The following is a 21,845-nucleotide window of genomic DNA, read 5'->3' on the forward strand; positions in this document are numbered from 1 at the left end:
GAAGCAGTTGCGGATCGCATCAGGAAGGAAGAGCGATAATGGCAGAAGCAAAGAAAGAAGAGAAATCCATAGAAGATACTTTTGGGGAGCTTGATCTGCTTGCCCGGAAGCTGGAGGATAAAGAAACACCTCTTGAGGAGTCTTTCCGCCTCTACAGACAGGGAATGGAGCTCCTAAAGGATCTGAACAGAAGACTGGATACTGTAGAAAAAAGATGCTTCAGATGAATGAGGATGGGACATTTCGTGAATTTTAAAGAAGAACTGAAAAGAAGAACAGAAGAAGCAGAACATGTGATCCGGGAATATCTTCCGGAAGAATCCGGTTTTGCAAAAACCATGGCAGAGGCCATGAATTACAGTATGACGGCAGGTGGAAAGAGACTTCGCCCGATCCTGATCAGGGAAACCTACGAGCTGTTTGGAGGAAAGGATAAGCTTTGTGAGCCTTTTATGGCGGCTATGGAGATGATCCATACACATTCGTTGATCCATGATGATCTCCCTGCACTGGATAACGATGATTACCGAAGGGGAAGGCTGACCACACATAAAGTATACGGAGAAGCCATGGGTGTTTTAAGCGGCGTGGCACTCCTTAACAGGGCTTACGAAGTGATGCTTTCCGCCTTTGATCTGACCGGGGATAAAGACCGTGTGATAGCCGCCATGCGGATCATTGCAGATAAGACCGGCATCAACGGTATGCTTGGTGGACAGAGTGTTGATGTGGAGAATGATGGGAAACCTCTGGAACACAAGATGCTGGATTATATTTACAAAAACAAGACCTCCGCATTGATCGAGGCTTCCATGATGACCGGTGCTGTGCTGGCAGGGGCATCTGAGAAAGAACTTAAGGTTGTGGAGCAGGCTGCAGAAAACATCGGGCTGGCTTTTCAGATCCAGGATGATATCCTTGATGTGACCAGTACCCAGGAGGAACTGGGAAAACCGATCCACAGTGATGAAAAAAACAACAAGGTTACCTATGTAAGCCTTGTTGGAGCCCCGGCAGCAGCCAGCAGGGTTAAAGAACTTTCTGACCATGCGGTAGAACTTTTAGACGACCTTGACAGGAAGAACGGATTTCTGGATCTTCTTGTGGAAAGTCTTGTCAGCCGCAGGAAATAGAAAGAACAAAGGAAGGGTACAAATGATTCTGGAAAAAATTAAAAAGCCAAATGATATTCATAAAGTTTCATTGGAGGATTTTCCGCGTCTTGCCGAGGAAATCAGGAGCTTTTTGATCCAGAGTGTAAGTGAGACAGGTGGCCATCTGGCATCCAATCTGGGTGTGGTGGAGCTGACTCTTGCTCTGCATAATGTGCTTGATCTTCCACAGGATAAGCTGATCTGGGATGTGGGACATCAGGCTTATACACATAAAATCCTTACAGGAAGAAAAGACGGCTTTAAGGATCTTCGTAAAGAAGGAGGTTTAAGCGGTTTTCCAAAAAGGAATGAAAGTGACTGTGATTCGTTTGATACCGGACACAGTTCCAATTCCATTTCCGCAGGACTTGGCTATGTCCGTGCCAGAGACCTGATGGGAGAGAAATACCATGTGGTTTCCGTGATCGGAGATGGTGCGCTTACCGGTGGGATGGCTTATGAAGCATTGAACAATGCGGCTGAGCTGAAGACTAATTTTATTATTATCATCAATGATAATAACATGTCTATTTCCAAGAACGTAGGAGGAATGTCCACCTATTTAAGCGCTCTGCGTACAGCTGAGACTTATACAGGAATGAAGATCGGCGTGACAAAAACACTCAAAAAGATTCCCCATGTTGGAACCGCCGTGGTAGATACGGTCCGAAAGACCAAGAGCAGCATCAAGCAGTTGATCATTCCCGGAATGCTTTTTGAAAATATGGGGCTGACTTATCTGGGACCGGTAGATGGCCATAATATGCGCCAGATGATGAAGCTTTTTAATGAGGCAAAGAGAGTGGAGGGACCGGTTGTTGTCCATGTCCTTACAGAAAAAGGCAGAGGCTATGGACCGGCATCTTCCCATCCGGAGCGTTTTCACGGAACAGGTCCTTTTGACATCCAGAGTGGCAGACCTCTTGCAGCAAAAACAGCGCCGACATATACGGATCATTTTTCCGGTGCAATATGTTCTTTGGCAGAGAAGAACAAAAAGTAGTTGCTATTACAGCTGCTATGCCAGATGGAACCGGACTGAACCGATTCCGGAAGAAATTCCCGGAGCGTTTTTTGATGTGGGTATTGCGGAAGAACATGCAGTAACCTTTGCGGCAGGCATGGCACTTGGGGGAATGATCCCGGTTTTTGCGGTATATTCTTCGTTCCTGCAGAGAGGGATCGATCAGATCCTTCACGATGTATGTATGCAGGATCTTCATGTGATCTTTGCCATTGACAGGGCAGGATTTGTCGGAGCAGATGGTGAAACACATCATGGATGCTTTGATTTTTCCTATCTGTCCATGATTCCCAATATGACAGTTATGGCTCCCAAGAATGGAAAAGAGCTTGAGGAGATGTTGAAATTTGCAGTAGAAGAGCTGGATGGTCCCTGTGCGATCCGATATCCGAAAGGATCGGCATGTACCGATATGGAAGAATGTCATGAGCCACTTAAGAAGGGAAGAAGTGAAGTGATCACTCCAGGCAGTGAGATTGCAGTTCTCGGGGTTGGCAGCATGGTTTCTGTCTGTCAGAAGGTCTGTGAAGAGATAAGAGATCACAAAATAGCAGGAGCTACGTTTGTCAATGTCCGTTTTGTAAAGCCTCTGGATACAGAGCTTCTTGATCGGCTTTCGCAGAACCACAGTCTTTTGGTCACTGTGGAGGAGAATGTAAAAAGCGGTGGGTTCGGAGAACATGTATCTGCTTATATGGAAGCCTGTCATCCGGAAGTAAGAGTTCTTCCACTGGCAATACCGGATCATTTTATTGAGCATGGAACGGTGGACCGTCAGCGAATGAAAATAGGTTTAAATGTACAGGGAATCCTGGATGCGGTAGAACAGAGCTGGGAAAATCTTGTGAATAACAGAAAATAAAGGACATAGCCTTTGCAGAAGAATACGAAGCTGTGAGGCATTTTACAGCCCGGCACATAAAGAGCCGGGCTGTTGGAGGATAATATGAAAAAAAGACTGGATATCATGATGGTGGAACAGGGACTTGCACCGTCACGCGAAAAAGCAAAAGCGTATATCATGGCCGGGGAAGTATATGTCAACGGTCAGAAGGAAGACAAGGCTGGCTCCATGTTTGCTGAGACTGCCAAGCTGGAGGTAAGAGGAAAGACTCTTCCTTATGTCAGCAGAGGCGGACTGAAGCTGGAAAAAGCCATGAAAAATTTTGGCGTGACGCTGAAGGATAAGGTGTGCATGGATGTAGGCGCATCCACCGGCGGTTTCACAGATTGTATGCTTCAGAACGGAGCGGTCAAAGTCTATTCCATTGATGTGGGATATGGACAGCTGGACTGGAAACTCAGGAATGATCCAAGAGTTGTATGCATGGAAAAAACAAATATCCGCTATGTGGTACCGGAAGATCTGGAAGGTCCGGCAGCATTTTCTTCGATCGATGTTTCTTTTATCTCCCTTACAAAAGTGCTTCTTCCTGTAAGAAACCTTCTCACAGAGGACGGAGAGATCGTATGTCTCATCAAACCTCAGTTTGAGGCCGGCAGAGAAAAAGTCGGAAAAAAAGGCGTTGTCCGTGATCCGAAGGTCCATGAAGAAGTCATTGAGAAAGTCAGAGATTATGCCATGAGCATTTTTATGGAGCCCTGTCATCTTTCCTTTTCTCCCATCAAGGGACCTGAAGGAAATATTGAATATCTCCTTCATCTGAAAAAACATCCGGAAGGAACAGAAGTACCTGTGAGTCTTGACGTATCCGTAGAGGATGTGGTAAAGGAAGCCCACGGACAGCTGGACTGATGTTTGGAAAGGACTGAAGCAATATGGACAGATTTTATATAATTCCAAACAGTGCCAAGGATCCGGAACTGACATTTTCTAATAGGATCATTGCCTATCTGGAGAAGCATGGTGCCAGGTGTCATGTGCAGAAGATCACCGAAAAAATGGAAGGACCGTATCATTATACGGACCCGGATGGGATTCCGCAGGATACACAGTGCATTATTGTACTGGGTGGAGATGGAACACTTCTGCAGGCTGCAAGGGATGTGGTGCATCTGGATATCCCTCTTCTTGGAATCAATCTGGGAACTCTGGGATTTCTTGCCGAGGTGGATAAAAATTCCGTGTATCCGGCTCTGGATCGGCTTTTGTCAGATGACTATGAGCTGGAAGATCGTATGATGCTGGAAGGAAAGATCTATCGGGGAGAAGAACTTATTGGAAAAGATATCGCATTAAATGATATTGTGATCGGAAGAGAAGGACATCTCCGTGTGATCCGTTTCAAGAATTATGTTAATGATGCATATATGAATTCATACAATGCAGATGGTATCATCATTTCCACTCCGACCGGTTCTACCGGATATAGTCTGTCAGCGGGAGGTCCCGTGGTTTCTCCCAGTGCCAGTATGATGATCATGACCCCCATCGCTCCCCATACCATGAACACCCGAAGTATCATTCTTTCCGGGGAAGAGGCAGTTACAGTAGAGATCGGTGAGGGAAGACATAATACCATTGAGAAAGCGGTGGCCTCTTTCGACGGGGATACCCAGATATCCATGGTCACCGGTGACCGGATCGTGATCCGGAAAGCCACAGTCAGGACAAAAATCCTCAAGCTGAACCATCTGAGCTTTGTGGAGGTTCTGAGACAGAAAATGAGTAACAGCTGATGCAGGAGGTTCAATTTTGAAAGTAGCAAGACATGAAAAAATTATCGAACTGATCCGTCAGTACGAGATCGATACACAGGAAGAACTTGCAGCAAGACTAAATGAGGCCGGTTTTAAGGTTACGCAGGCTACCGTATCCAGAGATATCCGTGCTCTGAAAATGACAAAGGTTGCAGGCAGCAACGGAAAGTCCAGATATGCGATCCTGGAAGAACATACACCGGATGTGTTAAGTGATAAATATTCCAGAGTTCTGAAAGATGCAGTGATCGCTATGAACATCGGACAGAATATCGTAGTGGTAAAAACAATTCCGGGAATGGCCATGGCGGCAGCAGCAGCTCTTGATGCTATGAAATGGCCGGAAATCCTGGGATGTATTGCCGGAGATGATACCATTATGTGTGTGGTGAAAACCTCTGAACAGGCACCGGGTGTAGTTCAGAAGCTTGGCGGGATCTTATCCAGAGGAAAATAAAATGACAGAATATGTAAATGCTTTATACCAGAAAGGAAATCAATGTTAGTACATCTGCATGTAAAAAATCTTGCACTGATAGAGGAATCAGAGGTGGAATTCGGACCAGGCTTAAATATCTTAACTGGTGAGACCGGAGCCGGAAAATCCATTCTGTTAGGATCCATACAGCTTATCCTTGGTGGAAAAACTTCCAGAAGCATGATTCGTGAAAATGCTTCCTATGCCCTGGTAGAGTTGCTGTTTCAGGTTGAAAACACGAAAGCCAGAGAGTCCCTTGCGGCGCTTGACATCTATCCGGAAGACGGACAGGTGCTGATGTCCCGCAAGATCATGGACGGCAGAAGTATCAACAAGATCAACGGAGAGACAAGTACTGTCAGCCAGATGAAAGCAGCAGCAGCCTGTCTTCTGGACATTCACGGACAGCATGAGCATCAGTCACTTCTTTATGGAGACCGCCAGCTGGCTATTTTGGATGTATATGGAAAGGAACAGATCCTTCCTGCCAGGGAGAAGGTCCGGAAAGCTTATCAGGAGTATCGGGACTGTGTGGATCAGCTGAAAGCACTGGATATGGATGAGGAACAGCGCAACCGTGAAAAAGCCTTTCTGGAATTTGAGATCAATGAGATCGAGGAGGCAGCTCTTATTCCAGGAGAGGACGAAACACTGGAGGACCGCTACCGGAAGCTGAGCAACGCCAGAAGGATCATGGAAACAGCACAAATGGTTCGTGGGATGACCGGATATGAACAGGGCGCCGCAGATATGACCGGAAATGCCCTGAAAGAGTTTTCAAGAATTGCAGATTACGATAAGGATCTTGCACCTTTACAGGAAGCTCTTATGGAAATCGATTCACTTCTCAGTGACTTCTGCCGTGATCTGTCCTCTTATATGGATAGTTTGACTTTTGACGAAGAAACTTTTTTTGAAACAGAAAAAAGACTGGATCTGATCAATAGTCTGAAGGCAAAGTATGGACAGACGATCCATGAAATTTTGTCTTATCAGAAGGAACAGCAGGAAAAATTAGAAAAACTTCAAAGATTCGAAGAAAATTTCCGGTTACTGAAAGAAAAACTTATGCAGGCAGAAAAGATTCTTGAGGAAGCTTCGCATGAACTTTCAGAGATACGGAAAGAATACAGTAAGCAGCTGGATGAAAAGATTATCGAAGGATTGAAGGAACTGAATTTTGAGGATGTGGATTTTCTATCCGTTTTGACCGCAGAAAAATTATACAGATAATGGTTATGATGCGGTGGAATATGAGATTTCCACAAATCCAGGTGAGAGCAGAAAACCGCTGGGACAGATCGTATCCGGTGGTGAGCTTTCCAGGATCATGCTTGCCATCAAAGCGATCCTTGCAGATAAAGATCAGATCGATACACTGATCTTTGATGAGATCGATACAGGGATCAGTGGGCGTACTGCACAGAAGGTCTCTGAAAAAATGGCAGTGATCGGACAGCACAGGCAGGTGCTTTGTATCACACATCTTCCACAGATCGCAGCAATGGCAGATACCCATTTTGAGATTGAGAAACATGTAGAAGGAACAGAAACCATCACCCAGATCCATCCTCTGGAAGGAGAGGAATCTGTTCGTGAGCTTGCCAGACTTCTGGGCGGTGCCCAGATCACGCCGGCTGTTCTTGGAAATGCAAGAGAGATGAAGGAATTGGCACAGCAACAAAAAAATACAAGACTGAAATAATTTATACGTTACATACTAAGAGAGGACGGCCGAAAGGTCGGTCCTCTTTTTTAACCGAATCAAGTCAGTCCCCTGCTTCAGTTGCGAAAAGCAATAAGCAGTGGGTGGGGATTTGCTTGTATCAGAAAATTACAAAGGATGTGACGTAAGATGAACAGAAAAAGAAAATATCGATGTTGGCTCCTTGTATTTCTTGCGCTGGATCTGATTCTGATGGGATGGCTGGGCTACCGGCTTCTGGACAGAAAGATCCCGGATCAGATCCTGGTGGATCATGAGGACAGCCGGGAAGTAGCCAATCTTCTTAAACGCCCTTTTATCAGCTTTGATGATGCGATCACCGTTTCAGGAAAAGACAGCTATAAGTTGCACTGCAGACTCTTGGGAGTGATCCCTTTTAAGGATGTGAAGGTAAAAAATATAACTGCAAAAGAAGTATATGCAAGCGGAGATGCAGTAGGTATTTATATGCAGACGAAAGGAGTTCTGATCATTGATACAGGCGAGATCCTTTCGGAAAGTGGTGAGATGGAAGAACCGGCCCGGGACATTGTAAAGCCGGGAGATTATATTGTGGCTTTTGATCAGAACCGGATTCAGTGCAAGCAGGATCTTTTGGAGGATCTTGCAGATCTTTGCGGAGAATCTGTAACACTGAAGGTCCGCCGGGGAAAAGAGATGATTCCCCTGTCCCTGACGCCGGTGAAAGATGAAAAAGGAAAATACAAGCTTGGAATCTGGGTGAGGGACGATACACAGGGAATCGGAACCCTGACTTATGTGGACGAAAATGGAGGGTTCGGTGCTCTTGGTCACGGGATCAGCGATGTGGATACCGGCGAACTTTTAAGTATCGCAGATGGAAATCTTTACAACGCCCAGATCCTGGGGATCCGGAAAGGTGAAAAAGGAAATCCCGGAGAACTATCTGGTCTGATCCGATACGAAGCTGACAATATCCTGGGTGAGATTTCCGAAAACAGTAAAAACGGCATTTTTGGAACTGTGGATGCTGATCAGGTGAAAAATCTGGATCTGAAGAAGATTCCTGTAGGTTACAAACAGGATCTGAAAATTGGACCCGCATCTGTTCTCTGCTGCACAGACGGCGAAGTAAAAGAATATGCCGCAGAGATCACCAGGATTGATATGAACCATGAGGATTCTAATAAGAGCTTCGTGATCCAGATCACAGATAAAGAACTCCTGGAAAAAACAGGTGGGATTGTTCAGGGAATGTCTGGAAGTCCTGTGCTTCAGAACGGAAAACTCTTTGGTGCTGTGACTCATGTATTTGTGCAGGATTCTACCGGCGGATATGGGATTTTTATTGAAAATATGACAGGCAATGCATAATCTGCAGTTGAGGAAAGAGGCACAAAAACATGGAAAAAGTCCGGGAAAAGTGCCTCTTTTTTATATGGGGAAAAATGCCGGATACAGATGGAAATACCTGCATTTTGGTGAATTTTGTGATATATAAGAGAAAAAATGTCGAAAAATATCGTACGAAAGTGTGATAAAATAACTACTTTTATCTTGATTTTACTACAGGATTTCCACTATAATAATTTTGTCGCCAGCAAGGGGAAAGCGCAGGCAGCTAACAGTGTCGGTTACTGCCGTGGTGACAGGGGGTATGTCTGGAAACCCAAGGAGATAGAAGTTAGGAGGGTCCTCATGGACAAATTAAATGTTGCAATTGCTGATGATAACGCGAAAATGACAGACATGCTCGGTCAGATGATCGAAGAAGATAAAGACCTTGAACTGGTCGGAAAAGCACACAACGGAGAAGAAATCTGTAACATAATCAAAGATAAGGAGCCGGATGTGGTGATTCTCGACATCATTATGCCGAAGATGGACGGTCTTTCCGTTATGGAGAAATTTTCCCATAACGCAAATGTCAAAAAAGTTCCAGTGTTTATCGTATTATCTGCAATTGGACAGGAGAGGATTACAGAGGATGCATTCAGTCTTGGAGCAGACTATTATGTTTTGAAGCCTTTTGACAACACCACACTTTTAAACCGGATCAAACATATTCGGAAGATTGGGGACAGAAGAGTGCGGGAGATTGCAAGGCCAGGTATCACAGAAACCAAAAAGCCTCAGCCGGAGAGGAATCTGGAAACCGATGTGACGAATATCATTCATGAGATCGGAGTTCCGGCACACATCAAGGGGTATCAGTATTTAAGGGATGCGATCATTTTGTCTGTCAATGACATGGAAATGCTCAATTCCATTACCAAGGTATTATATCCAACCATTGCGAAACGCCATCAGACAACACCGAGCAGAGTGGAGCGGGCGATCCGACATGCGATCGAGGTGGCATGGAGCCGGGGAAAGATGGATACCATTGATGAATTGTTTGGATATACTGTAAGCACCGGAAAAGGGAAACCCACGAATTCTGAATTTATAGCACTGATCGCAGATAAAATCAGACTAGAATATAAAAATCGGTCTTTAAATTAGATGAATTTTGGAGTATAATCATAAATAAAAACGGGTGTACCCAGGGAGGGGAATACAGATGAAAAAAATTCTGTTTGCTACATCAGAAGCAGTACCTTTTATCAAAACAGGAGGACTCGCTGATGTTGCCGGCTCACTGCCTAAGTGCTTTGACAAAAAATATTTTGATATCCGCGTGATTTTACCGAAATATGCCTGTATGAAACAGGAATGGAAAGACAAAATGGAGTATGTGACCCATTTTTATATGGATCTGGGATTTAAGAACTGCTATGTAGGCATTATGCAGATGCAGTATGACGGGATCCAGTTTTACTTCATTGACAATGAATATTATTTCAGCGGTCCGAAACCATATGACAGCGCACCATGGGATCTTGAGAAATTTGCTTTCTTTTCCAAAGCTGTGTTATCGGTTCTTCCGGTGATCGGATTCAGACCGGATATCATCCACTGTCATGACTGGCAGACAGGACTTGTTCCGGTTTACCTTCACGATTCTTTCCAGGAGAATGAATTCTTCCGTGGAATCAAGACTGTTATGACAATACATAACCTGAAATTTCAGGGTGTATGGGATGTTAAGACTGTTAAGGATATCACAGGCCTTTCCGATTACTACTTTGCGCCGGATAAACTGGAAGCATACAAGGACGCAAACTTCCTGAAGGGCGGTATGGTATTTGCAGATGCCATTACCACAGTAAGTAATACCTATGCAGAAGAGATCAAGACACCGTTTTATGGTGAGAAGCTGGACGGACTTCTCAATGCGAGAGCCAACAGCCTGCGTGGTATTGTAAATGGTATTGATTACAATGAATTCAATCCGGAGACAGATCCGAATATCACCAAGAACTACAATGCAAAGAACTTCCGCAAGGAGAAGATCAAGAACAAGATCCAGCTTCAGAAAGATCTTGGACTTGAGCAGGATCCGAAAGCTATGATGATCGGTATTGTATCCCGCCTGACAGATCAGAAGGGATTTGATCTGATCGCTTATATTATGGACGAACTGTGTCAGGATGCGGTTCAGATCGTTGCTCTTGGTACCGGTGAGGAACGTTATGAGAATATGTTCCGTCATTTTGACTGGAAGTATCATGGCAAGGTATCTGCACAGATCTACTATGATGAGGCAATGTCTCACAGAATTTATGCAGCATCTGACGCATTTCTGATGCCGTCACTGTTTGAGCCATGTGGCTTAAGCCAGCTGATGAGCCTTCGTTATGGAACTCTTCCGATCGTCAGAGAGACCGGTGGTCTGAAGGATACAGTTGTCCCGTACAATGAATTCGAGGGAACCGGAACAGGATTCTCCTTCGTAAATTACAATGCACATGAAATGCTTGCTACGATCCGTTATGCAGAGAGTGTATATTATGACAAGAAACGTGAATGGAATAAAATGGTAGATCGCGCGATGGCTGCAGATTTTTCCTGGAACAATTCCGCGCGTCAGTATGAGGAAATGTACAATTGGTTAATTGGTGAGTAAGGATTCACCGAAGCGGTTCTCGCAATAAAAAGGCGCAGACGACAGATAATATGTCGTTTGCGCTTTTTTATTGCGGGAATATACATGGATGTTATTGTATGTCTGCAAAAAAATATGAAGGTGTTTGTTTATCAAACAGGAATTGTGTTAAAGTGAGAAAAAATATAAATGTTAATGATAAATAACTTTTGAATTGGTATTATTTGTACGAAACTTATCAGATTAATCAGTTATTGTCAAATAACTTAAATTGTGTTACATTTATATTAGTACATCGTTTTTGAAATAACTATACCATTCACTTGTCTGTGAATCCGATTGATATAGTTATTTACGAAACGATGTACCAGTGGATAATACAGATATATGTATTGACCATGTAAATTGTACTTATGATGAGGTGACAATATGACACTGGACAAATTAAAGACTGGAGAATGTGGCAGAATCATCAGTGTTCGTGGCGAGGGGGAGCTGAGACATCATCTTCTGGATATGGGGCTTACACCGGGGACAGAAGTGTCTCTTCGTAAAACAGCTCCTATGGGAGATCCGGTACAGCTTGTGCTGCGCGGATATGAGCTGACATTGCGGCTGGCGGAAGCTGCAAAGATTGAGATCGTATCGATCGAATCCATGACGGAAACGAAGAAAGAAAATGAACGGCATCAGCCGATTGCTCATCCTGGTGTGGGAGAACTTGGAAAGGCTCGAGATTATCGCAAGAACCGGATCGGTGATACGATTCCCAAAGGGGAACCGATCACGTTTGCACTGGCAGGTAATCAGAACTGTGGAAAGACAACTCTTTTTAATCAGCTGACAGGCTCCAATCAGCATGTTGGTAACTTTCCGGGTGTAACTGTTGACAAGAAAGAAGGAAGCATCCGGAGGCATCCGGAGGCAACGGTAACGGATCTTCCTGGAATCTATTCACTTTCCCCGTATTCCAGCGAGGAGATCGTAACAAGAGATTTTCTGCTGAATGAGAAGCCGACAGGAATCATTAATATTGTAGATGCTTCCAATATTGAGAGAAATCTTTATCTTACCATGCAGCTGATGGAGCTTGGAATCCCAATGGTGCTGGCCTTAAATATGATGGATGAGGTAAGGGCAAATGGAGGCTCTGTTCGGATCAATGAACTGGAGGAGATTTTAGGAATTCCGGTTGTACCTATTTCAGCAGCGAAGAATGAAGGAATTGATGAGCTGATCGATCATGCAGTCCATGTTGCAAGATACAGAGAAGCACCAGGAAGAATTGATTTCTGTACTGACAATCAGTCACCGAAGGATCCGGTAGGCGCACTTCACAGATGTATCCATGCAGCCGTACATCTGATCGAACCCTATGCAAAAAAGCAGGACTTCCTGTACGTTTTGCAGCTACGAAGATCGTAGAGAAAGATTCTCTGATCGAAAAACGTCTGGCTTTGCCTGAAGGTGAAAAAAGGTTCTTGATGGGCTGGTACATGTTATGGAGAAGGATGGCGGTCTGGACCGTGAGGCAGCTCTTGCGAACATGCGCTTCAATTTTATTGAAAAGCTTTGTGAGAAAACTGTGGTAAAACCGGCAGAAAGCCGTGAGCATAAACGAAGTGTCGCCATAGATCGTATCCTTACCGGAAAATATACAGCAATTCCCTGTTTTGTAGGAATTATGGCAATTGTATTTGTGATGACGTTTAATTATCTGGGAGCCTGGCTTTCAGACGGAATGACTATGGTCGTGAACTGGGTAATTGCACTTATTGGCAGGGGACTGGAGGTGGCAGGTGTCAGCTCAGTACTGCAGTCACTGGTTGTGGATGGAATTTTAAGCGGTATCGGAAGCGTGATCGGATTTCTTCCTACGATCGTTACTTTGTTTTTCTTCCTGTCAATCCTGGAAGATACCGGATATATGGCTCGTGTAGCCTTTGTTATGGACAAGCTCCTTCGAAAGATCGGACTTTCCGGAAGAAGCTTTGTGCCGATGCTGATCGGATTCGGCTGTTCGGTGCCGGCCATTATGGCAACCAGAACATTATCCAGTGAACGTGACCGGAAAATGACGATCCTGATTACTCCGTTTATGAGCTGCAGTGCCAAGCTTCCAATCTACGGACTTCTCACCAGTGCATTTTTCCCGAAGCAGTGGAGAGGAGTTGTGATGATCAGCCTTTATTTTGCAGGAATTCTCTGCGGGATCCTGTATGCGCTGATCCTGAAAAAGACGAAATATAAGGGAGAGCCGGTTCCGTTTGTCATGGAGCTTCCCAATTACCGGCTTCCTTCTGCAAAAAGTGTAGGACAGCTGATCTGGGAAAAGGCGAAGGACTTTATCCAGAAAGCGTTTACAATTATTTTTGCGGCAACGCTGATCGTGTGGTTCCTGCAGAACTTTGATGCAGGTCTTAACCTTGTTACCAGCACAGATCAGAGCCTTCTGGCACAGATCGGAAGCATCGTGGCACCACTTTTTGCTCCGCTGGGCTTTGGTGACTGGAGAGTATCCACCGCATTGATCACGGGCTTTATGGCAAAAGAGAGTGTTGTGTCTACGCTGACAGTCCTTCTGGGCGGAAATACGGCGTTGCTTCAGACGTTGTTTACACCGTTTACTGCTTACGTATTTTTGATCTTTACCTTGCTCTATACACCCTGTGTTGCAGCTATTGCAACTGTGCGTCGGGAGATGGGAACTGTAAGAGCTGCCGCTGGTATTGTAGCAGTACAGTGTGCCACTGCATGGATCGTTGCGTTTGCGGTACATGGTGTGGGAATGATGCTTGGATTATAGAAAAAATACCTTACATATGGCTTTTCACAAACTGCAGAAAACATTCTGCAGAGGTTGTGAGAGCCATATTTTTTATGGGCAATTCCAACAGATAGCTTTTCCAGTCCATTAACCGGGATAGCAACAAGCGAAGGCTGACGAAAGAACTGAAAGCTGCTTTCTGTAAGAAGACTGATCCCTTCGCCAATTTCCACTGCGCTGACAATAGATTCTGCACGGGCAGTACGCAGAAGCTGAGGGTGGATCCCTGCATTATGAAAACTTTGCATACAGAAACGGTAAATGGAAGTGTGCGGAGGCATCAGGATAAAAGATTCTTTTTTCAGTTCGGAAAGAGAGACCGATTTTTTGGACGCAGAGGGATGAGCTTCAGGAAAAACAGCAACCAGACGGTCTGCTGTGAGAGCATGAAAAGTATAGAGTTCCGGGTCTATCATGTGTTTTCGTACAAAGATCAGATTAAAAAAGTCTTTTTCAAGACCGGAAAGAAGTTCTTCGTCTTCTACCTCTTTCAGAGAAAAAGAAAGCTCCGGGTGTGTATCACAAAAACTGTGTATCACAGAAGTAAGACGGTACTGAGAAAGAAAAGGAAGTGTTCCAATATGAAGTGCCTGGAGCTTACTGTCCTTAAAATGGTACACTGCTTCCAGAGAACGATGATACTGTCTGGAAATCTTAAGTGCTTCTTTGTAAAAAAACTCTCCTTCAGGAGTAAGCACAGCAGTACGCTTGCTGCGGTCCCATAAGGTAAGCTCCAGTTCTTTTTCCAGTTTCATGATCTGCTTGGAAAGGGAGGACTGGGAGATATGCATAGCTTCTGCAGCATCAAAAAAAGTCCGGGACTGAGCTGCACAGATAAAATAGTCGATCTGTTCAAGAGTCATGGTAACACCTGCCTTTTAGAAAATAGTGACGAATCATTCCATATTGGAAACAATTATATCATAGAAAGAATTGATTCACCATGTAAAAAAGAGATAAAATAACATAAGAAAATAAAGATGTTACTGAGAACGGAGTGAACAGTAATATAAAGATAACGCAGGAGGTTTTTTATGGCAGAAAAAGTAAGAGATCTGAGAAGTGCTCTGGCACTTCTGGAGCAGATGCCAGATCAGCTGATCGAAACAGAGGTGGAAGTTGATCCGATGGCAGAGCTTGCAGGGGTATATCGTTATGTAGGAGCCGGTGGAACGGTGAAGCGTCCCACAAAGGAAGGACCTGCCATGATCTTTAATCGTATAAAAGGACACCCGGATGCAAAGGTAGCTATCGGTCTTCTGGCAAGCAGAAAAAGAGTTGCTGCTTTACTTGACACTCAGCCGGAAAATCTTGGAAAGATGCTCTGCAAAAGCGTGGAGAATCCAATTCCACCAGTCGATCTTGAAGGCGATGCACCGTGTCAGCAGGTGGTGCATAAGGCAGCAGATCCAGATTTTGACCTCTATAAGCTGGTTCCTGCGCCAACGAACACACCGGATGATGCGGGCCCGTATATCACACTTGGCATGTGCTACGCCACACACCCGGATACTGGAGTTCACGATGTGACCATTCATCGTCTTTGCATTCAGGGAAAAGATGAGCTTTCCATTTTCTTTACACCTGGTGCCAGACATATCGGAGCAATGGCAGAGCGTGCTGAGGAGCTGGGACAAAGGCTGCCTATTTCTATCAGTATCGGAGTTGATCCTGCTATTGAGATCGGTTCCTGTTTTGAGCCACCTACAACACCACTGGGGTATGATGAGCTGTCTGTAGCCGGTGCACTGCGCAAAGAGCCGGTGAAACTCTGTAAATGTTTAACCGTTAACGAGCGTGCCATCGCCAATGCGGAATACGTGATCGAGGGAGAAGTGATCCCGGGTGTGCGTGTAAAGGAAGATCAGAACAGCAATACCGGATACGCCATGCCGGAGTTTCCGGGATATACAGGGCCTGCAAGTGATCAGTGCTGGCTGATCAAGGTTACAGCAGTGACACATCGTGAAAATCCGATCATGCAGACCTGTATCGGGCCAAGTGAGGAGCACGTATCCATGGCGGGAATCCCTACAGAGGCCAGCATCTATGGCATGGTGGAAAAAGCAATGCCTGGAAGACTTCAGAACGTATACTGCAGCAGTGCCGGAGGTGGAAAGTATATGGCTGTCCTTCAGTTTAAAAAGCTTTCTCAAAGTGATGAGGGAAGACAGCGTCAGGCTGCACTTCTTGCATTTTCCGCCTTCAGTGAGCTGAAAAATGTATTTCTGGTAGATGAAGATGTGGACTGCTTTGATATGAATGACGTACTTTGGGCGATGAATACGAGATTCCAGGGGGATGTGGATGTGATCACCATTCCGGGTGTCCGTTGTCATCCTCTTGATCCGTCCAATGATCCTGCATTTTCTCCAAGTATTCGTGATCATGGAATTGCATGCAAGACTATTTTTGACTGTACGGTGCCTTATGATCTGAAGGAAGATTTTCACAGAGCCCGTTTTATGGAACTGGATCCGGAGAAATGGCTGAAAAAATGAAAAAGAGAATTATAGTTGGTGCGACAGGTGCAAGCGGCCTGCCGCTCCTTGTAAAATGTCTGGAGATCATCCGGGAGAATCCGGATTTTGAGTCTTATCTGATCATGAGTTCCAGTGCAGAGCTGACTCTTCGCCAGGAGACGGAGCTGGAACCGGAGGATGTGAAACGATTGGCAGATCATGTATGTGCACCGGGAGAAATTGGGGCAAAACCGGCCAGTGGTTCTTTCAAAACAGAGGGGATGCTGATCGTGCCCTGCAGCATGAAGACGATCGCGGGGATCCACAGTGGCTATGCAGATAATCTTATTCTGCGTGCGGCAGATGTGACGGTCAAGGAACAGAGAATACTGGTGCTGGCAGCCAGAGAAACACCGTTAAGCGGGATTCATCTCCGAAATCTTTATGAGCTTTCCATGCTTCCGGGAGTGCGGATCATTCCGCCGATGCTGACGTTTTATCATAAACCGGAGAGCATTGATGATATGGTGTATCATATTGCAGCAAAGCTTTTGGAACCGTTTGGGATCGAAGCAAAGGAGTATCGCAGATGGAATGGATTATAAAAGAGTGTGTGGAGACTGCAGGCTGTGAGCTGGAGGTCAGTGCTGCATTTATCGGAGAGGATGTGCTTATCTGTCTGAAAGGCGGAGAGAGACCTCATCTGGGATGTGTGGTGCAGACGGAACCGAGAGTGTCTCTGACAGGGGATGGTTCTGTGAGTGCGACTTCTTCAGTTTTGAATTTTCCGGGACATAAGGACGAGGTGATCTGCCGGTGGATGGCGGAGAAGGTTTCGAAAGAGCTGGGAAAGAGAGTGGTTTGCACCGGGGGATTTCATAAGGATGGTATTTCGGAGAAAGAGATCCGGGAGGTGCAGGGAAGTGTTGTGCGTCTGACAGAGATGGTGATAGAAGGACTGCAGCGGTAGTTGAGTAACGAACGGCTGGAACCTGCTAAAGTTATTTTCCAAAAGTCCGAAACTTTCTTCGCTCAAACAGCGAATTTTTGAAAAATAACGCAGATTCCAGCCGTCTAAAATGTTTCTGTATTCTATTTATTTTCAAATATATTCTCGCGGGTAATATTCTTAGCCCACTTCCCACTGAGATACCTTTTGATCACCCATGGCCACTTCACAAATTCATCCGTACAGAGCAGAAAATACACCCACATAACCGGCAGCTTCAGTACAAAAGCAGTGAAGAATCCAAGGGGTACTGCATATACCCACATATCAATGGTATCACAGATCAGACCAAACTTTGTATCACCACCTGCCCGGAACACACCAGCGATCAGGGTTGTATTTACGGCAGACCCCATAATATAGTAGCTGTTGATCAGAAGCATATATTTCAGATAATGCATGGCAGTGGGTGTCAGGGACGCAAATCTCATTACGAACGGTGTGATGGCAAGAACGATAAGTCCGCCCAAAAAACCTGCAATAACAGTAAGCTTCAGTGTTTTGGAAGCATAACGCCTGGAACGTTCCAGATCGCCCTGCCCCATAACATTGCCTAGAAGGATACCTCCTGCACTGGCAATACCAAAACAGAAAACAGAGCCGATATTACGGACTACTACAACCAGAGAATTGGCAGCAACCGCATCCGTACCAAGATGCCCCAGGATCACAGAGTACATGGAAAAACCAATACTCCAGGAAATATCATTGCCAAGAGCCGGCAGGGAAAGCCGCACGAAATCACTGAACAGCAGTTTGTTTTTTGTGAACATACATCGGAGATCCAGTCGGACATTTTTGCTGAAAGCAGAAACAATAAAACAGGCGATCAGCTCGATCATTCTGGAAAGTGCAGTAGCAATAGCTACACCGGTAGCACCAAGCTTGGGTGCTCCGAACAATCCGAAGATAAAAGTCGCATTCAAAAGGATATTCAGTCCAAAGGCCAGCATATTCATCGCCATGCTGGTAGTCACCCGTCCAATGCTTCGAAGAACAGCCAGATAAACCTCCGTCATACCCCAGCAGATATAGGTGATACCCATAATGCGGATATAGGAAGAACCAATGGCCAGAAGCTTCGGATCATTGGTGAACAGTTTCATCATCATCTGCGGCATGGTAAATGCAACGAGCGCCACGAGAACAGAGATGATCATGGAAAAACGAAGAGCGATTCCCTCGATGATCTGAATGGCTTTGTAATCTCCCTTTCCATAATACTGGGCACAAAGCAGGGTGGCTCCCGTACCAAGACCGTAATATACCATAAACAGGACATTGGAATAATTCGCTGCTAGAGATACTGCGGAGATGGATGACTGACCTACAAAGTTCAGCATGATAACATCGGCAGAATTTACTGCTGCACTTAGCAGGTTCTGAATGATGATGGGGATGACAAGCTTAACGATCTGTGGATAAAAATCATCCCGCTGTGAAAGTTGATTTCTCATTTCCTCCTCCCAAAAAATACAATTACAATGACGTGAAAAACAGTAGATCACATACATGGTAACTGTGTCAGCTTTTGTAAAAAATGAAAGCAGACATGATTGCACGATAACATAGTTTACAGGCAGTGTCAATCGGCAAACTGTGGAACTGTTTAAACAACTTACGGGAAAATGACGAATATAAAAAATGAATAAAAAATGCATAAAAAACCATATCAGCAGTTGTTGAGATTTCCAATCCATGATAAACTGAATGAAGATATTTTTCAGAGAAAGAGGAGTAAAAAATATGCCAGTTTTTGATTTCAGCGCAGCGCCGGCAGATAAAAAAGAGACAAAAAGCCAGTGCACATATACAACATTTCGTTCTAATGAAACAAAAGCCACACCGGAGAAACCGGTGCTGATCCTGGATAACAGCAAAAGAGAGTGGAAACATCATTCCTGCGGATATTTTTCCAATCCTGCGAAGCAGACTGCATTTGAGTTTAAGGAAGAGGACGGTGTTTTTCCGGCAGACATCCTGAAGATCGATTCCCGTTTTACAAGCCTGATCAAATGGCTCGGAGAAAATCATATCAACATCCGTCTTTCAGGACAGAATACAGAAGAAGGATATGCCGTTTACAAAATCCGCGAGATCGCTTTTGGCGGAGGCACCAAGCTTTCTGCTGAGGACGGATTTCTTCAGTTTATGATCGAGCGTCTGTTTGCAAGCAGTGCGCCGGCAGAAGAAAATGAGAACGATGAGGAGGAAGAAGACGGTGACGATATGAAGCTTACCAGTATTCAGAGTATCACCGACTTTATGAACTGTGCCGGAAAGACTATGCCGGATAATATCCGTCTCTGGGCAAGAAGAAATCTGGCAGTTGCCCGTTCTCATGAGGTTTCTCAGGAGGAAAGACGCCATGCCCAGAGAGCACTTTCCATCATGATGAATATTCAGTGGAAGCATAATTATTTTGAGTCTATTGATCCGAAGGAAGCACGCCGTATCCTGGATGAGGAGCTTTATGGAATGGAGCGTGTAAAACAGAGGATCATTGAGACGATCATTCAGATTAATCGTACTCATACACTTCCTGCCTACGGACTGCTTCTTGTAGGACCTGCAGGTACCGGTAAATCTCAGATCGCTTATGCAGTTGCAAGAATCCTGAAAATGCCGTGGACAACCCTGGATATGAGTTCGATCAATGATCCGGAACAGCTTACAGGAAGCTCTCGTGTTTATGCAAATGCCAAGCCTGGAATCATCATGGAGGCTTTTTCCATGGCAGGAGAATCCAATCTGGTATTTATCATCAATGAGCTTGACAAGGCTGCATCAGGTAAAGGAAACGGAAATCCGGCAGACGTGCTTCTGACACTGCTGGATAATCTTGGTTTTACAGATAACTATATGGAATGTATGGTTCCGACAGTTGGTGTCTATCCTATTGCCACAGCCAATGATAAGGCACAGATCAGCGCACCTCTGATGTCACGTTTTGCAGTGATCGATATTCCTGATTACACACCGGAGGAAAAGAAGATCATCTTTTCCAGATTTGCGCTTCCCAAGGTTCTGAAACGTATGAGCCTGAAACAGGAAGAATGTATCGTAACAGATGAGGCGCTGGACGCAGTAATTAAGAAATTTGAAGATACCACAGGAATCCGTGATCTGGAGCAGGCTGCGGAGCATATTGCGGCCAATGCCCTGTATCAGATCGAGGTGGATCATGTGAAGGCTGTAACCTTTACTCCCGAGATGGTACAGGAGCTTTTGGACTGACAAAGGGATCTGTTTTGCAATGATAAAAATGCTTCCGGAGATTTTTTCGGAAGCATTTTTGGCTGAGGGAATGCACCTGTTTATGCCGGGCCTGTCTGATCGTAAAGGAAAATTATAAAAATAATGAAATCAGGGATTGCCTGAGAAAGTGTAAATGTGTATAATGGGACAAAAGAGCGTGCGCGTGAACACAAAGCGCACAGGAGAGGTTTTGGAGGGTAAAATATGGCAGTAACATTACAACAGATTGCGGAAGCAGCAGGAGTTTCAAGAGGCACTGTGGACAGGGCACTGAACAACAGAGGCCGTATCCGCCCGGAAGTAGAGGAAAGGATCAAAAGGATCGCCCGGGAGATGGGATACCAGCCCAGCCGTGCCGGTCGTGCCCTTGCCATGGCAAAGAGAAAGATCCGTATCGGTGTGATCCTTCAGTATATGGAGACTCCTTTTATGCAGCAGGTTTTAAATGGGGTCCTGGAAGCAAAAGAAGAAGTGGAGAGCTTTGGCGGAACAGTAAAGATCTATGAGATCGAAGGTGTGGAACCGGAAAAAGTAATGGCTGCAATGGAAGAACTCCGGGAAAAGGGGTTTAATGGAATCGCGCTGACTCCATCAGAGGATCAGCTTTTGAGAGCGAGGATCGATCAGTATCAGGAAGAGTATGGAATTCCGATAGTTACCTTTAATGCGGATCTGGAAGATACAAAAAGGTTATGCTTTGTGGGACAGGATACCTTTCAGGCCGGTCGTACGGCAGCAGGCCTGATGTGGGAGATGACAGGCGGAAACGGGCAGGTTGCCATAATTTCCGGACAGGTTGCCAATCCTGGTCTGATCAGCAGGCAGAAAGGATTTACGACAGAGATTAAAGAAAGCTTTCCGGGAATCGAGATCGTGGATATAAGGTATTCTTATGATGACGAATGGGTGGCATCCAAGATCGTGGAAGAATTTCTGGAGCTTTATCCGGAGCTGACCGGGATCTATATTACGGGTCATGGTGTAAAGGGTGTCTGCCAGACCTTGCAGAAGCTTGGAAAGGATAAAACCATGCATGTGATCGCCAATGATTTCCTGGAAGAAAATCTGAAATGGCTGAAAGAGGGGACGATCAATTTCCTTATCGGTCAGGATGCGGCTGTACAGGGACATTCTCCGGTGATTATTTTGTTCCAGCTTCTCTTTGACAGCAAGGCACCGGAAAAGGAATACCAGTATACAGATATTGTGATCCGGACGAAATATAATATGGGTTAAAAAGTCAGTATAAACATTAAAATTGCTGTTGTGCACGGAGTCTATAGTCAGATTATATACC

General features: G+C 45.1%; 16 protein-coding genes and 3 pseudogenes. 17 read left to right on the top strand and 2 right to left on the bottom strand.

Translation table 11 applies throughout. The annotated features are described in order from the left end of the window. The first annotated feature begins 38 nt into the window (after nucleotides 1-38). The 12 genes and pseudogenes from xseB (at nucleotide 39) to feoB (ending at nucleotide 13,798) form a co-directional block, all read left to right on the top strand. The gene (xseB, locus tag CK1_RS00865) at nucleotides 39-227 is read left to right on the top strand and encodes an exodeoxyribonuclease VII small subunit (RefSeq protein WP_015524456.1); all 189 of its coding nucleotides are present in this window, start codon (nucleotides 39-41) and stop codon (nucleotides 225-227) included. Continuing rightward, on the top strand, nucleotides 228-1,133 hold the full coding sequence (locus tag CK1_RS00870) for a polyprenyl synthetase family protein (protein WP_015524457.1): 906 nt from the start codon (nucleotides 228-230) through the stop codon (nucleotides 1,131-1,133). 22 nt (nucleotides 1,134-1,155) lie between these two features. Beyond that, nucleotides 1,156-3,040, top strand: a pseudogene (gene dxs / locus CK1_RS18715) (1-deoxy-D-xylulose-5-phosphate synthase). A gap of 84 nt (nucleotides 3,041-3,124) precedes the next feature. Then, nucleotides 3,125-3,934 carry a TlyA family RNA methyltransferase gene (locus CK1_RS00880; RefSeq protein WP_015524459.1) on the top strand — a complete coding sequence of 270 codons (810 nt, stop codon included), beginning with the start codon at nucleotides 3,125-3,127 and terminating at the stop codon, nucleotides 3,932-3,934. Nucleotides 3,935-3,957: 23 nt separating this feature from the next. Beyond that, nucleotides 3,958-4,818 (top strand): NAD(+)/NADH kinase, encoded by an 861-nt coding sequence (locus CK1_RS00885; protein ID WP_015524460.1) that lies wholly within the window; start codon nucleotides 3,958-3,960, stop codon nucleotides 4,816-4,818. Between the two features lie 16 nt (nucleotides 4,819-4,834). After that, the gene (gene argR, locus CK1_RS00890; protein WP_021650687.1) at nucleotides 4,835-5,296 is read left to right on the top strand and encodes an arginine repressor; all 462 of its coding nucleotides are present in this window, start codon (nucleotides 4,835-4,837) and stop codon (nucleotides 5,294-5,296) included. A 42-nt stretch (nucleotides 5,297-5,338) separates the two neighbouring features. Continuing rightward, a complete protein-coding gene (locus CK1_RS00895; protein ID WP_015524461.1) occupies nucleotides 5,339-6,550 on the top strand; it encodes a DNA repair protein RecN in 1,212 nt (403 codons plus the stop codon). Nucleotides 6,551-6,563: 13 nt separating this feature from the next. Continuing rightward, the gene (locus tag CK1_RS17730; RefSeq protein WP_330575380.1) at nucleotides 6,564-7,022 is read left to right on the top strand and encodes a DNA repair protein RecN; all 459 of its coding nucleotides are present in this window, start codon (nucleotides 6,564-6,566) and stop codon (nucleotides 7,020-7,022) included. Between the two features lie 150 nt (nucleotides 7,023-7,172). Beyond that, nucleotides 7,173-8,378, top strand: a complete 1,206-nt coding sequence (spoIVB, locus tag CK1_RS00900; protein ID WP_015524462.1) for a SpoIVB peptidase — start codon at nucleotides 7,173-7,175, stop codon at nucleotides 8,376-8,378. A gap of 324 nt (nucleotides 8,379-8,702) precedes the next feature. After that, a complete protein-coding gene (gene spo0A, locus CK1_RS00905) occupies nucleotides 8,703-9,509 on the top strand; it encodes a sporulation transcription factor Spo0A (RefSeq protein WP_015524464.1) in 807 nt (268 codons plus the stop codon). A gap of 58 nt (nucleotides 9,510-9,567) precedes the next feature. Beyond that, nucleotides 9,568-11,013, top strand: coding sequence for a glycogen synthase GlgA (glgA, locus tag CK1_RS00910; RefSeq protein ID WP_015524465.1), 1,446 nt, complete (start codon nucleotides 9,568-9,570; stop codon nucleotides 11,011-11,013). A 408-nt stretch (nucleotides 11,014-11,421) separates the two neighbouring features. Beyond that, a pseudogene (gene feoB, locus CK1_RS00915) lies at nucleotides 11,422-13,798 on the top strand (ferrous iron transport protein B). 86 nt (nucleotides 13,799-13,884) lie between these two features. On the opposite strand, the pseudogene CK1_RS00920 reads toward feoB, so the two are convergent. After that, nucleotides 13,885-14,682, bottom strand: a pseudogene (locus CK1_RS00920) (LysR family transcriptional regulator); the annotation flags it as partial. Nucleotides 14,683-14,853: 171 nt separating this feature from the next. Here CK1_RS00920 and CK1_RS00925 point away from each other — a divergent pair. The 3 genes from CK1_RS00925 to lpdD are packed head-to-tail and all read left to right on the top strand — an operon-like array spanning nucleotide 14,854 to nucleotide 17,251. After that, a complete protein-coding gene (locus CK1_RS00925; RefSeq protein WP_015524470.1) occupies nucleotides 14,854-16,320 on the top strand; it encodes a UbiD family decarboxylase in 1,467 nt (488 codons plus the stop codon). Next, on the top strand, nucleotides 16,317-16,886 hold the full coding sequence (locus CK1_RS00930; RefSeq protein WP_059086859.1) for a UbiX family flavin prenyltransferase: 570 nt from the start codon (nucleotides 16,317-16,319) through the stop codon (nucleotides 16,884-16,886). The genes CK1_RS00925 and CK1_RS00930 overlap by 4 nt, the downstream gene beginning before the upstream one ends. After that, nucleotides 16,871-17,251: a prenylated flavin chaperone LpdD gene (gene lpdD, locus CK1_RS00935; RefSeq protein WP_015524472.1), complete on the top strand. Its 381-nt coding sequence runs from the start codon at nucleotides 16,871-16,873 to the stop codon at nucleotides 17,249-17,251. Before CK1_RS00930 ends, lpdD begins: the two co-directional genes overlap by 16 nt. Before the next feature lie 122 nt (nucleotides 17,252-17,373). Here lpdD and CK1_RS00940 read toward each other — a convergent pair whose 3' ends face one another. After that, on the bottom strand, nucleotides 17,374-18,747 hold the full coding sequence (locus tag CK1_RS00940; RefSeq protein ID WP_015524473.1) for an MATE family efflux transporter: 1,374 nt from the start codon (nucleotides 18,745-18,747) through the stop codon (nucleotides 17,374-17,376). A 289-nt stretch (nucleotides 18,748-19,036) separates the two neighbouring features. On the opposite strand from CK1_RS00940, the gene CK1_RS00945 reads away from it, so the two are divergent. Beyond that, nucleotides 19,037-20,527 (top strand): AAA family ATPase, encoded by a 1,491-nt coding sequence (locus CK1_RS00945; RefSeq protein WP_015524474.1) that lies wholly within the window; start codon nucleotides 19,037-19,039, stop codon nucleotides 20,525-20,527. 225 nt (nucleotides 20,528-20,752) lie between these two features. Further along, nucleotides 20,753-21,784 (top strand): LacI family DNA-binding transcriptional regulator, encoded by a 1,032-nt coding sequence (locus CK1_RS00950; RefSeq protein WP_015524476.1) that lies wholly within the window; start codon nucleotides 20,753-20,755, stop codon nucleotides 21,782-21,784. The last annotated feature ends 61 nt before the right edge of the window (nucleotides 21,785-21,845 follow it).

Origin of the sequence: Ruminococcus sp. SR1/5, from assembly GCF_000209835.1 — a bacterium.
GTDB classification, from domain to species: Bacteria; Bacillota; Clostridia; order Lachnospirales; family Lachnospiraceae; genus Blautia_A; species Blautia_A fusiformis.